This is a genomic window from Bradyrhizobium sp. WBOS07 (assembly GCF_024585165.1).
In the GTDB taxonomy this organism is placed as follows: Bacteria; Pseudomonadota; Alphaproteobacteria; order Rhizobiales; family Xanthobacteraceae; genus Bradyrhizobium; species Bradyrhizobium japonicum_B.
Map to the genome: position 1 here is coordinate 2,446,630 of NZ_CP029008.1, position 13,922 is coordinate 2,460,551.

15 protein-coding genes are annotated in these 13,922 nt (G+C 65.1%); 6 read left to right on the top strand and 9 right to left on the bottom strand.

Going from position 1 to position 13,922, the window contains the following annotated elements; all coding sequences use genetic code 11:
• The first annotated feature begins 62 nt into the window (after positions 1 to 62).
• Entirely contained in the window at positions 63 to 1,040 is a 978-nt protein-coding gene (locus tag DCM79_RS11530) for a lyase (protein WP_257179943.1), read from the top strand.
• A 39-nt stretch (positions 1,041 to 1,079) separates the two neighbouring features.
• The gene (gene queF / locus DCM79_RS11535; RefSeq protein WP_257179944.1) at positions 1,080 to 1,541 is read left to right on the top strand and encodes a preQ(1) synthase; all 462 of its coding nucleotides are present in this window, start codon (positions 1,080 to 1,082) and stop codon (positions 1,539 to 1,541) included.
• Between the two features lie 145 nt (positions 1,542 to 1,686).
• Here queF and DCM79_RS11540 read toward each other — a convergent pair whose 3' ends face one another.
• The 9 genes from DCM79_RS11540 to tpiA form a co-directional block, all read right to left on the bottom strand.
• Positions 1,687 to 2,427, bottom strand: a complete 741-nt coding sequence (locus DCM79_RS11540; protein ID WP_257179945.1) for a Fic family protein — start codon at positions 2,425 to 2,427, stop codon at positions 1,687 to 1,689.
• Positions 2,424 to 2,678 carry a hypothetical protein gene (locus DCM79_RS11545; RefSeq protein WP_028136200.1) on the bottom strand — a complete coding sequence of 85 codons (255 nt, stop codon included), beginning with the start codon at positions 2,676 to 2,678 and terminating at the stop codon, positions 2,424 to 2,426. The genes DCM79_RS11540 and DCM79_RS11545 overlap by 4 nt, the downstream gene beginning before the upstream one ends.
• A gap of 419 nt (positions 2,679 to 3,097) precedes the next feature.
• Positions 3,098 to 3,313, bottom strand: coding sequence for a hypothetical protein (locus tag DCM79_RS11550; RefSeq protein WP_028136199.1), 216 nt, complete (start codon positions 3,311 to 3,313; stop codon positions 3,098 to 3,100).
• Positions 3,314 to 3,379: 66 nt separating this feature from the next.
• Complete coding sequence (locus DCM79_RS11555; RefSeq protein WP_257179946.1) at positions 3,380 to 4,588, bottom strand: MFS transporter; 1,209 nt, start codon at positions 4,586 to 4,588, stop codon at positions 3,380 to 3,382.
• Entirely contained in the window at positions 4,588 to 5,436 is an 849-nt protein-coding gene (gene kdsA, locus DCM79_RS11560) for a 3-deoxy-8-phosphooctulonate synthase (protein ID WP_257179947.1), read from the bottom strand. Before kdsA ends, DCM79_RS11555 begins: the two co-directional genes overlap by 1 nt.
• A 279-nt stretch (positions 5,437 to 5,715) precedes the next feature.
• Positions 5,716 to 6,042, bottom strand: a complete 327-nt coding sequence (locus DCM79_RS11565) for an NIPSNAP family protein (RefSeq protein WP_028136196.1) — start codon at positions 6,040 to 6,042, stop codon at positions 5,716 to 5,718.
• An 80-nt stretch (positions 6,043 to 6,122) separates the two neighbouring features.
• A complete protein-coding gene (locus tag DCM79_RS11570) occupies positions 6,123 to 7,754 on the bottom strand; it encodes a CTP synthase (protein WP_257179949.1) in 1,632 nt (543 codons plus the stop codon).
• 166 nt (positions 7,755 to 7,920) lie between these two features.
• Positions 7,921 to 8,307 carry a preprotein translocase subunit SecG gene (secG, locus tag DCM79_RS11575; RefSeq protein ID WP_028136194.1) on the bottom strand — a complete coding sequence of 129 codons (387 nt, stop codon included), beginning with the start codon at positions 8,305 to 8,307 and terminating at the stop codon, positions 7,921 to 7,923.
• 140 nt (positions 8,308 to 8,447) lie between these two features.
• Entirely contained in the window at positions 8,448 to 9,203 is a 756-nt protein-coding gene (gene tpiA / locus DCM79_RS11580) for a triose-phosphate isomerase (RefSeq protein ID WP_257179950.1), read from the bottom strand.
• Positions 9,204 to 9,481: 278 nt separating this feature from the next.
• On the opposite strand from tpiA, the gene DCM79_RS11585 reads away from it, so the two are divergent.
• Genes DCM79_RS11585 through moaC form a run of 4 tightly spaced genes read left to right on the top strand, consistent with a single transcriptional unit; the run spans position 9,482 to position 13,778 of the window.
• Positions 9,482 to 11,380 (top strand): peptidylprolyl isomerase, encoded by a 1,899-nt coding sequence (locus tag DCM79_RS11585; RefSeq protein WP_257179951.1) that lies wholly within the window; start codon positions 9,482 to 9,484, stop codon positions 11,378 to 11,380.
• Between the two features lie 14 nt (positions 11,381 to 11,394).
• Positions 11,395 to 12,408 carry an anthranilate phosphoribosyltransferase gene (trpD, locus tag DCM79_RS11590; protein WP_257179952.1) on the top strand — a complete coding sequence of 338 codons (1,014 nt, stop codon included), beginning with the start codon at positions 11,395 to 11,397 and terminating at the stop codon, positions 12,406 to 12,408.
• A gap of 7 nt (positions 12,409 to 12,415) precedes the next feature.
• A complete protein-coding gene (trpC, locus tag DCM79_RS11595) occupies positions 12,416 to 13,237 on the top strand; it encodes an indole-3-glycerol phosphate synthase TrpC (protein ID WP_257179953.1) in 822 nt (273 codons plus the stop codon).
• 1 nt (position 13,238) lies between these two features.
• Entirely contained in the window at positions 13,239 to 13,778 is a 540-nt protein-coding gene (gene moaC / locus DCM79_RS11600; RefSeq protein ID WP_257179954.1) for a cyclic pyranopterin monophosphate synthase MoaC, read from the top strand.
• Positions 13,779 to 13,922 lie beyond the last annotated feature (144 nt).

Here is a 13,922-nt window from a genome sequence, read left to right on the forward strand (position 1 = left end):
CTAAGCTCGCCTTCGATTGATCTGCGCGTCCAACCTCAATCTGAACCAGCCGGGGTAACGCCATGAATCGCCGCCAGTTTCTCGTCTCGAGCGCCGCGCTGCTCGCGACCCGGCCAGCTCTCGCCCAGGAGGGCCCGTTCCGGACGAAATATTTCCCGATCAGTGCCGGCATCGGCCTGCATGATCTGGCCCCCGCCCCCGACGGTTCGGTCTGGTTCACGGCGCAGGGCAAGGGCCTGCTCGGCAGGCTCGATCCCCGGGATGGCCGTTTCAAGACGGTCAGCCTCGGCGAAGGCGCCGCCCCGCATGGCGTGACCATCGGCCCCGACGGTGCGCCCTGGATCACCGAGGGCGGCCAGAACGCGATCGCGCGGGTCGATCCCTCCGATCTCAAGGTCACGCTGTTCCGCCTGCCGGAGAAGTTCGCTGCCGCCAACCTCAACACCGGCGTGTTCGACAAGGAGGGCACCTATTGGTTCACCGGTCAGTCCGGCTATTACGGCCGCCTCGCGCCGAAGTCCGGCGATATGAATGTGTTCAGGGCGCCCAAAGGCGTCGGTCCCTACGGCATCACGGTCACCCCCAAGGGCGATGTCTGGTACGCCTCGCTCGCCGGCAGCCATATCGCCAGGATCGACCTTGCGACCGGCAACGCCAGCGTCGTCGAGCCGCCGACGCTGCGCCAGGGCTCGCGGCGGGTGTGGTCGGATTCGAGGAGCCGGATCTGGGTCAGCGAATGGAATAGCGGCCACGTCTCGGTGCACGATCCCGCCGATGGGTCGTGGAAGACGTGGAAGCTGCCGGGCGAACGCCCCCGCGCCTATGCCGTCTTCGTCGACGACAAGGACAAGGTCTGGCTGACCGACTTTTCCGCCAACGCCATCGTGCGCTTCGATCCCGCTACGGAGACGTTCAACGTCTTCGCCAGCGACAAGGCCAATGCCAATGTGCGCCAGCTCGACGGACGGCCGGGCGAGCTGTGGGGCTGCGAGTCCGGCAACGACCGCATCGTCATGATCCAGACGATTGCCGCCGGTTGACGGCGGCGATATTTGCGTCCATCCCGGCATCCTCAAAGGATGCAAGCGATGGCGAAGAAATCCCTCCAGCTCGGCCGTGCGGTCGAGTGGCCGCACACACCGGAAGACGCGCAGCTCGACCGCGTGCCCAATCCGCAAAAGGGCACCGACTACCTGGTGCGCTTCACCGTGCCGGAATTCACCTCGCTCTGCCCGGTCACGGGCCAGCCGGATTTCGCGCATTTGATGATCGACTACGCGCCGGGTGCGTGGCTGCTGGAGTCGAAATCGCTCAAGCTCTACATCGCAAGCTTCCGCAACCACGGCGCCTTTCACGAGGACTGCACCGTGATGATCGGCAAGCGCATCGCGAGCGAGATCAAGCCGAAATGGCTGCGCATCGGCGGCTACTGGTATCCGCGCGGTGGCATTCCGATTGACGTGTTCTGGCAGACCGGCTGCGTGCCCGAGGGCCTGTGGGTGCCCGAGCAAGGCGTCGCGCCCTATCGCGGGCGGGGCTGAGAACGAGGTGAGCGGCGAAGCGCCCCTCTCGTCAGAGCACCGTAGACCAATTCCTCCGTAGACTTGGGCATTTAATGCGCCCGCGATGTAAGCAACGTTCAGATCTTGCAGCCGCAAGGAATGTCCGCCGACCATTCGTCAAGGCTTAGCTTTTCTGTGCCGAGCCTTGATCGCCCTTGCGCTTGACTTCCTGCGCTTCGTATTGCGCCTTGACCGTAGGATCTGTTGTGTCGCCCGCGACGGTATCGGCTTCAACGCCATCCAAGCCCGGCGCGGACTTGATCGCACCCGCAATGTCTTTCATTTGCGAACCCTTGCGGATGAATGGCTTCAGATACGCATCCAGCTTGCCTTTACCGGGCTCTACGAGTTCTTCCGTCAAAGCGGCGAGGTATTCGTCCTTATCCGTCGCCGACCAGTCGATGCCGATCCCCGCGCGGCGCGCAAGCTCGGCATGGGTCAGCATGATGGTGCGGCCATTACCATCGAGGAAAGGATGACCGTAGGCGAGATAACCCATCACTTCGCCAGGCTTCTCCGCCATGAAGGCTTTGTCTTGTCCCTTATCCAGCGCGTAGTCGATCGATCTGCGAATGTCGTCGGGATGAGCGAAGAAGATTGCACCCTTCTTCACGTGGATGTGGGGCGCGTTGGTGTGTCGATCTTCTCCAGCCCATGGAAATACGGCCCCGAAGAGCGTTTCGTGCGTTCTTAGAACGTCGTCATAGCTCAAAGAAGGCCGCGCCTTGAGGTGATCCAAGGCCGCATCGATGCCGGTCAGGAAAGAATTGTGCAGAAGACGTTGAACGATTTCGGGGTCCTTGGCCTTTGCAACGTTGCGCAAATAGCCGCGCGTCGCGAAATCCCCGAATGGATCAAACGTCACGGACGCCTTTCGCGAAGATAGCGCGCCTGAAGGCGCACGGCCTGGACACGATCCAAAATCCCGGCGCGCTGAAGCGCCACGATGGTATTCTCGATGGGATCGAAATTCACGTCGTCGCCGGAGAGCCGTGTAACGTGATGGGCAAAGACATCGTTCGGCGTCACGACCACCGCTACGTTGTTGGCGGTCGCCAACCGCTGGATGACGCCAGCAGTATAGTGAGGCTTGGTCGCGGACCGTTGGGCGGACATGGATTCTCCTTGTCTCCAGTATAGTACGCCGAGCCCTGAAAATCCACTAAGTTACAACACTCTAGCCGGCCTTCTTGGCCCATAAGCCACTGAAGAATCTCAAGATTTCCGCCCCATTGATCCGGACGGAGGTCGTCCGGAAGGCCGAGATGGACGACAACAACGGACGACCAGATTTGCGTTCGACGTACTGGCGATGATGCGGCTTATCTCGCTCGGTGAAAGCGTTTGCCAGAAGCCGCTGCTTGGCGATGGTCCTCTCGTCGAAAAGGTCGAGGAATGTCTGAGACAGCAATTTGCCGACGACGAAGCGCCGACCAGTGCTGTCTGGTGTGATCCGATCGAGGATGTAACAAACTTCGTTCGCTCGATCTTCTACGGCCCGAATATCACGCTTCCCGAAACTGCCATCGCGCGCGCTACTTGGAGACGGATGACCTTTCCCAGGGACGTTTGCCGTTGGCATCTCTGTCCCAGGGTCGCGTGGTCGGGGCGTTCTTTTCCTCGGCAGCCGCTTTCGCGCGGTCAGCCTGCACCTGCTCGCGATCGGTCACGGGCGGCTTGGGCTGGGCTTGAGACGTCTGCGCGGCGACCGGAGCCATGGCGAGCAGCGCGGCGATCAGGAACTTTGTCATTCCCGCCTGTAGCACGCTGAAGGTCAGACCGTCCGATTTAGTTGCAGGGTTCCCGCGCGACTTTCGTCAGACCCTCGCATCCGACGGCGCCCGCTGCTTGAGCAGCCGGGCACAGACAACGCCCAGCACCACCATGATCCCTGCGCTCGCGAACAGCGTCGGGACCTTGCCGGCGTGCTGGAGTCCGAAGCCATAGGCGAGCGGGCCCACGGTCTGCCCCATGAAGAAGAAGAACGAATGCAGCGACAGCGCGGTGGCCCGCGCCTCGACCGAGAGCTCGCTGGCGAAGACCTGCAGACAGCCATGGGCGATGTAGAAGCCCCATCCCATCACAATGAGATTCAGCGCCTGCACTTCCCAGCGCGGTCCGAACGCGACGGCGACGAGCTGCGAGGCCACCAGCGCCATGCCTGATATCATCATGCCCTTCACCCCCAGCCACGGCAGCAGGCGCGACACCGTCAGCGTGTAGAACAGGCCGCCGACCGCAAAGCCGGCGATGACGATGCCGGCGATCGAGAGCGAGGTCTGGCCGAGCTCGAACAGGAACGAGGCGATGTAGGGAAACAGGCCGAGCACGCAGCAGCCCTCGATGAACACCGCCGAATAGCAGACATAGGCATTCGGGTTGGTGAAGATGGTGCGATAGCCGGCCTTCAGGGCCGACAGGCTCGTCTGCGGCGGGGGCTTGACCCTGGCGCCGCGAAAGCCGGCGGCGACTGCGATCGACGCCACGATCACGAGCGCGCCGAGCACCGCGAGCACGCCGCGCCAGCCGAGGAAATCGCCGATCAGGCCAGAGGCCGAGGCGCCGAGCAGATTGCCGGTCATGGCGCCGGCGAGCGTGCGGCTGATCGCGACCTGGCGCTTCTCGGGTCCGACGAGATCGCTGGTCAGGCTGAGCGCCACCGGAAACACGCCGCCCGAGCCGATGCCGGCGAGGATGCGGGTCGCGAACAGAACCGAGAACGAGGTCGCGAATGCGCCCAGGATGTTGGCGAGGCCGAGCAGCGCGAGGCAGAAGATCATCAGCCGCGTCTTGCCGAACAGGTCGGCGGCAGCGCCGATGATCGGCTGGATGATCGAGAAGGTGAAGGCGAACACCGCGGCAAAGCCCGCAGCCGTGGCGATGCTGACGTTAAAATCTTCGGCGACGTGCGGCAGCACCGGATCGAGCGCGCGCGCCGACAAGGCCGCCGCGAAGCTTGCGCCCGAGATGACGTAGAGCGCTGTCGGCAAGCCGTGATCCTGCGCCCGCGCCCCGCCTTGCTGCATCAGCGCGGGTTCTTTGCCAGCGCGTCGAACGCCATCAGTCTGGCGATCAGCCCCTCGAACTCGCGCAGCGGCACCATGTTGGGGCCGTCGGAGGGCGCGCGATCAGGATCGGGATGGGTCTCGATGAAGACGCCGGCAACGCCGACCGCGACCGCAGCACGAGCGAGCACCGGCACGAATTCGCGCTCGCCGCCTGACGAGGTCCCCTTCCCGCCCGGCTGCTGCACCGAATGGGTGGCATCGAAGATCACGGGCGCGCCGGTGGTGCGCGCCAGGATCGGCAGCGCGCGCATGTCGGAGACCAGCGTGTTGTAGCCGAACGACACCCCGCGCTCGGTGACGAGCACGTTGGGATTATCAGCACTCGTGATCTTGGTGACGACGTTCGCCATGTCCCACGGCGCCAGGAACTGGCCCTTCTTGACGTTGACGACCTTGCCGGTCGCGGCCGCAGCCAGCAGCAGATCGGTCTGCCGGCACAGGAAGGCCGGGATCTGCAGGATGTCCACGGCCTGCGCGACCTCGGCGCATTGCGTGGCCTCATGCACGTCGGTCAGGACCGGCAGGCCGAGCGAGGCGCGGATCTCGGCAAAGATCGGCAGCGACTGCGCAAGGCCGAGGCCGCGCGCAGCCGAGGCGCTGGTGCGGTTGGCCTTGTCGAACGAGGTCTTGTAGACGAGGCCGATGTTCAGCCGCGCAGCGATCTCCTTCAGCGCGGAGGCGACCTCCAGCGCGTGCTGACGGCTTTCGAGCTGGCAGGGTCCGGCAATGATCGAGATCGGCAGATCATTGCCGAATTTGACCTTTCCGATGCTGACGACCGGCGCCGCTGAATGCGAAGAGCTCAAGGCAAATCCCTCGTTTCGGCGCGACCATAGCCGCGATGAGGGTCGGATCAACCCCATTCGGCCCGGACCGTTCGAATATCAGGGTTGCGCCAGAGTTCCCCGCCGCCGCCAGAACTATTGCATCGGAGCGCGAGAGTCTCCACTTCGTCATGGCCGGGTTTGTCCCGGCCTCCACGCCTTGCCACGCGGCACCAAGAACGTGGATGCCCGGGACAAGCCCGGGCATGACGACCTATTGTGACGGTCCAATTGCGACAGCTCGGGGCGCGGCAGGGGTTGCTACTTCACCGCCGAGAATGCGGTCGGCGTCAGGATCTGGCTGACGATGTTGCCGACGATCTGGCCGTCGGCTTCGCTCTCGGCGCGGGCTTTCATCCAGTCCGGATCGGTCATGAACGCGCCCCACTTCTTCTCGCGCTCGGCGAGCGAGTCCCAGGCCAGGAAATAGGTCAGCTCCTGGTTCGATTCACCGATCAGCGTCGTGAAGAATCCGGCCTGCTTGATGCCGTGCTTCTCCCAAATCTTCAGCGTGGCGGTCTCGAACCGCTTCAAGAGCGCCGGCAGCCGGCCGGGCACGCAGCGATAGACGCGCATTTCGTAGATCATTGCAGTTCACTCCCTTTGTTGTTCTTGCGGGGCGGAGTTGTCGCAACAAATTGCATGCGCGTCAAAGGCGGGCGAGCCGGCTATACCAGCCGGCTCTGCACCATCGCTGCCTGAATGAACGAGGCGAACAGCGGATGCGGCTCGAACGGGCGCGACTTCAGCTCGGGGTGGAACTGGACGCCGATGAACCAGGGGTGATCCTGGTACTCGACGATTTCAGGCAGCACGCCGTCGGGCGACAGGCCGGAGAATTTCAGGCCGTGCTGCTCGAGGCGGTCCTTGTAGGCGGTGTTGACCTCGTAGCGATGGCGGTGGCGCTCGGAGATCTCGGTGGCGCCGCCATAGACCTGCGAGACGCGGCTGCCGCGGCTCAGCGCCGCGGGGTATGCGCCAAGCCGCATCGTGCCGCCGAGATCGCCGGCCTGTGAGCGCTTCTCGAGCTCGTTGCCGCGCAGCCATTCCGTCATCAGGCCGACCAGAGGCTCCTTGGTCGGGCCGAACTCGGTGGAATTGGCGTCCTCGATGCCGACGAGGTTTCGCGCCGCCTCGATCACCGCCATCTGCATGCCGAAGCAGATGCCGAAATACGGCACGTCGCGCTCGCGCGCGAACTGCGCAGCCTTGATTTTGCCCTCCGCGCCGCGCTGGCCGAATCCACCAGGGACGAGGATGCCGTTGACGTGCTCGAGGAACGGCGCGGGATCTTCCTTCTCGAAGATCTCGCTCTCGATCCAGTCGAGATTGACCTTGACCTTGTTGGCGATGCCGCCATGCGAGAGCGCCTCGATCAGCGACTTATACGCATCCTTCATGCCGGTGTATTTGCCGACGATGGCGATGGTGACGTTGCCCTCGGGATTGCGCACGCGCTCGTTGATCTCTTGCCAGCTGCGCAGCTCCGGCGGAATCCGCGAGGCGATGCCGAAGGCGGCGAGCACCTCGTCGTCGAGGCCCGCATTGTGATAGGCCTCGGGCACCGCGTAGATGTTGTCGACGTCGCGCGCCTCGATCACGGCGCTTTCGCGCACGTTGCAGAACAGCCCGAGCTTGCGCCGCTCCTCCTTCGGGATCTCGCGGTCAGTGCGGCAGAGCAGGATGTCCGGCTGGATGCCGATCGAGCGCAGCTCCTTCACCGAGTGCTGCGTCGGCTTGGTCTTCAATTCACCGGCGCTCGGAATGTAGGGCAGCAGCGTCAGATGGATATAGACGGCGTGATCGCGCGGCAGCTCGTTCTTGAGCTGGCGGATCGCCTCGAAGAACGGCAGGCCCTCGATGTCGCCCACGGTGCCGCCGATCTCGACCAGCACGAAGTCGTAGTCGTCATTGCCGTCGAGGACGAATTCCTTGATCGCGTTGGTGACGTGCGGAACCACCTGGATGGTCGCGCCGAGATAATCGCCGCGGCGCTCCTTGGAGATGATGTCCTGGTAGATGCGCCCGGTGGTGATGTTGTCGGCCTTGGTCGCCGGCCGGCCGGTGAAGCGCTCGTAGTGACCGAGATCGAGATCGGTCTCCGCACCGTCATCCGTCACGAACACTTCGCCGTGCTGGTACGGCGACATCGTTCCGGGATCGAGATTGAGATAGGGGTCGAGCTTGCGGAGGCGGACCTTGTAGCCCCGGGCTTGCAACAGCGCACCGAGTGCCGCTGAAGCCAGACCCTTGCCGAGCGAAGAAACCACGCCGCCGGTGATGAATATGTACCGCGCCATGGGACTTAACCTCTAATCCCCTACATTCGATTCGCCAAAGCGATTCGTATTCCGCCCCAAAGATTCTGCGGGCCTGTGGGTGAGCCAAAACTAAGAGTGGTGACAGTGCCTTGATGGGGATTGTTGATGCAGGACGGTAGCAGCCGCCCTGCATGGCCCCCCTGCTTTATTGCGAGCGCGGCACCTGGGGGCCGGTCGGAGCCGGCGCCTGCTGCTGCTCGTCCGCCTTCTTCAGCGAATCCAGGATGCCCCCGGAGGTCGGCGGCGCGATCGGCGATCCGCCGGCCGGCTGGCCCTGCGACGCCGGCGTGCCGATGATCGACGACGGCGCGCGGCTGTAGCCGGCGTGCCAGGACAGGAACATGCTGGTCAGAAAGAACCCGGCGGCCAGGATCGCGGTGGTTCGCGTCAACAGGTTCGCGGTGCCGCGGCTCGACATGAAGCCCGCGCCGCCGCCCATGCCAAGGCCGCCGCCTTCCGACTTCTGGAGCAGGACGGCGCCGATCATCACGGCGACGATCATGAGATGGATGACGATGACAACGGTCTGCATAGTGCCCTTCCGTCACAAGCGGGCGGCGCCTGACGTCGGCCGATCGCGCTTCGCGGGTTTTCCTGAAGTTGCGCGGTGTTACACGATCGGAGGGGGCATTGCCACCCCCGATCGGGTCCTGTTCAGCGCTTTGGACTTAGCTAGGGGCAGCCCTTGGCAATCGCAAGGAAATCGGCCGCCTTCAGGCTGGCGCCGCCGACCAGGGCTCCGTTGACGTTGCTCACGGCCATCAGCTCGGCCGCATTCGAGGGCTTCACGGAGCCGCCGTAGAGGATGCGCATCCGGCCACCTTCGGCCTTGAACCTGGTGGTCAGGAGTTCCCGGATAAACCCGTGAATCTGCTCGACATCCTTGGCCGTGGGGGTCAGTCCGGTGCCGATGGCCCAGACCGGCTCATAGGCCACGACGAGATTCGCGGCGGTCGAGCCATCGGGCAGCGAGTCCGCAAGCTGCCCGCGCAGAATCTCCAAGGTCTGGCCGGCGTCGCGCTGCCCCTGCGTCTCGCCGACGCAGACGATCGCTGTCGCGCCGGCGCGCCAGGCCGCCTCGGCCTTTTGGCGGATCAGGGCATCGCCCTCGCCGTGATCGGCGCGGCGCTCGGAATGGCCGACGATGATGGCGCTCGCCCCCGCATCCACCAGCATTTCCGCGGCAATATCGCCGGTATGCGCGCCGGAGGCCTTGGGATGGCAATCCTGGGCCCCGACCGCGACCTTCTTGCCGCGCGCCTTCTCGGCGAAGGCGGCAATCAGGGTCGCGGGCGGGCAGACCAGCAGATCGGCCTTGCCGGTCACCCCGGCCGCGCCGTCGAGCATGGCCTCGAACTCGGCGGCCTGGGCCTTCAGGCCGTTCATTTTCCAATTGCCGGCGATCAGGGGGCGGATGGCGTCGGTCATGTCAATTCCCAGCAAAATGAGGTTTGTGCATGCGCTAGCAGAGGACCTGCCGCAGTTCCAGGTTCTTGTTTTGACGCGTTTTCCAGAGGCGAACCGGGGTCCACTTCGCTCGAAAACGCTTTGGGGCTTTTCACCGCAGCCGTAAGCGGTCGCAGGACCCGAGGTTGCGGGGGGAAAGCCGCCACTTTATGATGATGGATCAATTTGGTGACGCGCTTTTGCGGAATCTGCATTAAGACGCGCTCCCGTTCCCCTCCTGCTCAGACAAGTTGGACCAAATGCTTCGAGGAATGCGCAAGGCCTCATCAAACTGGCTCGGCAAGATCATTATGGCCGTGGTGATGGGCGTGTTGATCATCAGTTTCGGCGTTTGGGGCATTGCCGACATCTTCAAGGGCTTCGGGCAGTCCACGGTGGCCAAGGTCGGCGGCACTGAGATTTCGCTCAACGAGTTCCGCCAGATCTACACCGATCGCCTGCAGCAGATCGGCCGCCAGGTCGGCCGACCGCTGACGCCCGACCAGGCCCGCGCCTTCGGCCTCGACCGCCAGGTGCTGCAACAGACTATCGCGGAAGCTGCCCTCGACGAGGAGGCGCGCCGGCTCGGGCTCGGTCAGTCCGATGAGCAGATCCGCCAGGTCATCATGAACGACCCCAACTTCAAGGGTGTCGGCGGCAATTTCGATGCGAGCCGCTTCCAGGCCCTGATCCGCAATTTCGGCTATACCGAGCAGCGCTACGTGTCCGAGCAGCGCAAGGTGTCGCTGCGCCGGCAGATCACCGGCACGATCGGGGCCGGCCTCGAGCCGCCGAAGGCCATGATCGACGTGCTGACGCGTTACCAGAACGAGCAGCGCGCCATTGAATTCGTCAGGCTCGATGCCGCCCAAGCAGGCCAGATCGACGCGCCCTCGCCCGAGGCGCTCGCGGCCTATTTCGAGGATCACAAGGTCCAGTTCCGGGCGCCCGAATATCGCAAGATCGCCTTCGTGGTGGTCTCGCCGGAAGAGATCGGCAAGTGGAGCGAGGTCTCGGACGAGGACGCCAGGAAGGTGTTCGAGCAGCGCAAGGACCGGCTCGGCACGCCGGAGAAGCGCCAGATCCAGCAGATCGTCTTCCCCAACGCCGCGGAAGCGCTGGCCGCCCGGGAGCGCCTCGTCGGCGGCATGTCGTTCGAGGACCTCGGCAAGGAACGCGGGCTCAGCGCCTCCGATATCGACCTTGGCCTCGTCAGCAAATCTTCGCTGGATACGGCGGTCGGCGAAGCCGCCTTCGCGCTTCCCGCCGGCGAGATCAGCCAGCCGATCCAGGGCGCGCTCGGCACGTCCATCGTCAAGGTCGACAAGATCGAGCCGGGCAAGGAGGCGGACTACGCCAGCGCGGGCGGCGACATCAAGCGCGAGATCGCGATCGAGCGCGCGCGCGTCAAGGTCAATGATCTCCGCGACAAGATGGAAGACGAGCGCGGCGGCGGCGCCAGCGTGATCGAGGCGGCGCAGAAGCTCGGGCTCACCGCCGTCACCATCGACGCCGTCGACCGCTCCGGCCGCGCCCCGAACGGCCAGCCGGTCGCCAACATTCCGCAGGGCCTCGACGTGGTGTCGCAGGCCTTCAGCACCGATGTCGGCGTCGACAACGACTCGATCTCGTACAAGGGCGGCTATGTCTGGTACGACGTGCTCGCCATCACGCCCTCGCGCGACCGCAATCTCGACGAGGTCCGCGACCAGGTCGAGGCGCGCTGGCGCCAGGACCAGATCGCGACCAAGCTCAAGGCCAAGGCGAGCGAGATGGTGAAGAAGCTCGAAGCGGGCGGCAAGCTGGCCGATGAAGCCGCCGCCATCGGCGCCAAGGTCGAGACCGCGACCGACTTCAAGCGCGACGATACGCCCGCCAGCGTGCCCGCAGCAGTGGTGGCGGCCGCCTTCCGCGCCGCCAAGGATGGCGTCGGCCAGACGCCGGTGACCGGCGGCACCGAGGTCATCGTCTTCCGCGTCACCGACATCGTCGATCCCGCGGTCGACGCTGCCTCCGACGCGGTCAAGAAGCTGAAGGAGACCCTCGACCGGGCCCAGACCGAGGAGCAGGTCGCCTCCTACGTCAACAAGCTTGAAACCGACATCGGGACCACCATTAATCAGGCCGCCTTCGCGCAGGTGACCGGCGCGAACCAGTGAGTTGAAAGCACGCGATGGACGACCTGAAATCGATCATTGGAAAAGTGGCGACCGGCGCCAGCCTGTCGCGTGACGAAGCCGCTGCCGCCTTCGACGCCATGATGAGCGGCGAGGCTACGCCTTCGCAGATGGGCGGCCTGTTGATGGCGCTCAGGGTGCGCGGCGAAACCGTGGACGAGATCACCGGCGCGGTCGCGGCGATGCGCTCCAAGATGCTGACCGTCGCGGCGCCGCCGGACGCCGTCGACATCGTCGGCACCGGCGGCGACGGCTCCGGCTCGGTCAACGTCTCGACCTGCGCCTCCTTCATCGTCGCGGGCGCCGGCGTGCCGGTGGCCAAGCACGGCAACCGCGCGCTGTCGTCGCGCTCGGGCGCCGCCGACGTGCTGGCCTCGCTCGGGGTCAAGATCGATCTGAAGCCGGAGCAGGTCGGGCGCTGCGTGCGCGAATGCGGCATCGGCTTCATGTTCGCGCCCGCCCACCATCCCGCCATGAAGAACGTCGGCCCGACCCGGGTCGAGCTCGCGACGCGCACGATCTTCAATCTGCTCGGCCCGCTGTCTAATCCGGCCGGCGTGAAGCGGCAGATGGTCGGCGTCTTCTCCAGGCAGTGGGTGCAGCCGCTGGCGCAGGTGCTAAAGAACCTCGGCTCCGACTCCGCCTGGGTGGTGCACGGCTCCGATGGTCTCGACGAGATCACCCTCACCGGCCCGACCTTCGTCTCCGCGCTCCACAACGGCGAGATCCGGAATTTCGAGGTGACGCCGGAAGACGCCGGCCTGCCGCGCTGCGAGACCGGCGCGCTCAGGGGTGGCGATGCCGACGCCAATGCGATCGCGCTGCAAAGCGTGCTCAATGGCAAGCCGAGCGCCTACCGCGACGTGGCCTTGATGAATGCCGCCGCCGCGCTGATCGTGGCCGGGCGCGCCAAGGACCTCAAAGAGGGCGTTGCGATCGGCACCAAGTCGCTCGACAGCGGCGCGGCGAACATGCGCCTGAAGCACCTGATCGCGGTCTCGAACGGCTGAGCCTGACATGTCGGACATCCTGACCAAGATCGAAGCCTACAAGCGCGAGGAGATCGCCGCCGCCAAGCGTGCGCAGCCGCTGTCTTCGGTCGAGGCAAAGGCGAAGGCGCAAGGGGCTCCGCGCGGCTTCGTGCGCGCGATCAAGGCCAAGCATGCCAACGGCGATTACGCGCTGATCGCGGAGGTGAAGAAGGCCTCGCCCTCGAAAGGCCTGATCCGCGCCGATTTCGATCCGCCGCAGCTCGCCAGGGCCTATGAGGCGGGCGGCGCGGCCTGCCTGTCGGTGCTGACCGACACGCCCTCGTTCCAGGGCCATCTCGACTTCATGGTCGCTGCGCGCGCCGCGACCTCCCTGCCGGTGCTGCGCAAGGATTTCATGTTCGACACCTATCAGGTGGCCGAGGCCCGCGCACACGCCGCCGATTGCATCCTGATCATCATGGCGGCGCTCGACGATGCCACCGCCCGGGATCTCGAGGATGCAGCGATTGCCTACGGCATGGACGTGCTGATCGAGATCCACGACCGCGCCGAGCTCGACCGGGCGCTGAAACTTCGTTCGCCGATGATCGGGGTCAACAACCGCAATCTTCGCACCTTCGAGACCACGCTCGCGACCAGCGAGGCCTTGGCGCCGCTGATCCCGGCGGACCGTCTGATGGTCGGCGAGAGCGGCATCTTCACGCCCGCCGATCTCGCCCGGCTCGAGCGCGTCGGCATGTCGACCTTCCTGGTCGGAGAGAGCCTGATGCGGCAGGCCGATGTCACCGCGGCGACGCGCACGCTGCTGGCGCGGCAGACGGGCGCGCGCGCCACCGGTACGCGCTGACATGGCGCGCAAGGCTTCCACGACCAGGACCAGGTCCTTGAAGACAAAGGCCTCGAACACGAAGGCCGGCCCCGCCCTCACCCATATCGGCGCCTCCGGCGAGGCACGCATGGTCGACGTGTCGGACAAGCCGGCCACCGAGCGGCTCGCGGTCGCGGAAGGCTGCGTCGTCATGACCAAGGCGACGCTCGATCTGATCGTCTCCGGCAATGCCAAGAAGGGCGACGTGCTCGGCACCGCTCGCATCGCGGGTATCATGGCCGCCAAGCGCACCTCGGAGCTGATCCCGCTGTGCCATCCGCTTGCGCTGTCGAAGGTCATCGTCGACATCGAGCCCGACGCAAGGCTGCCGGGCTGCCTCGTCCGCGCCAGCGTCAAGGTGACCGGACCGACCGGCGTGGAGATGGAGGCGCTCACCGCGGTGTCTGTCGCCTGCCTCACCATCTACGACATGATCAAGGCGGTCGAGCGCGGGGTGCGCATCGAAGGCATCCATCTGGTCGAGAAGCTCGGCGGCAAGTCCGGCCATTACCGCGCCTGAAGCGCGCTCGTTTCAGCGACCCGGCTCCTGCGACGCGCGTCGCTTGCTTTTGCCTGCGACAATTCATGCTTCGTTAACCTCGCTTCCTAACTTTACCTCCACACCGTCCCCGTAAACCGACGGGTGTTCTCAGGGCCAGAAGTT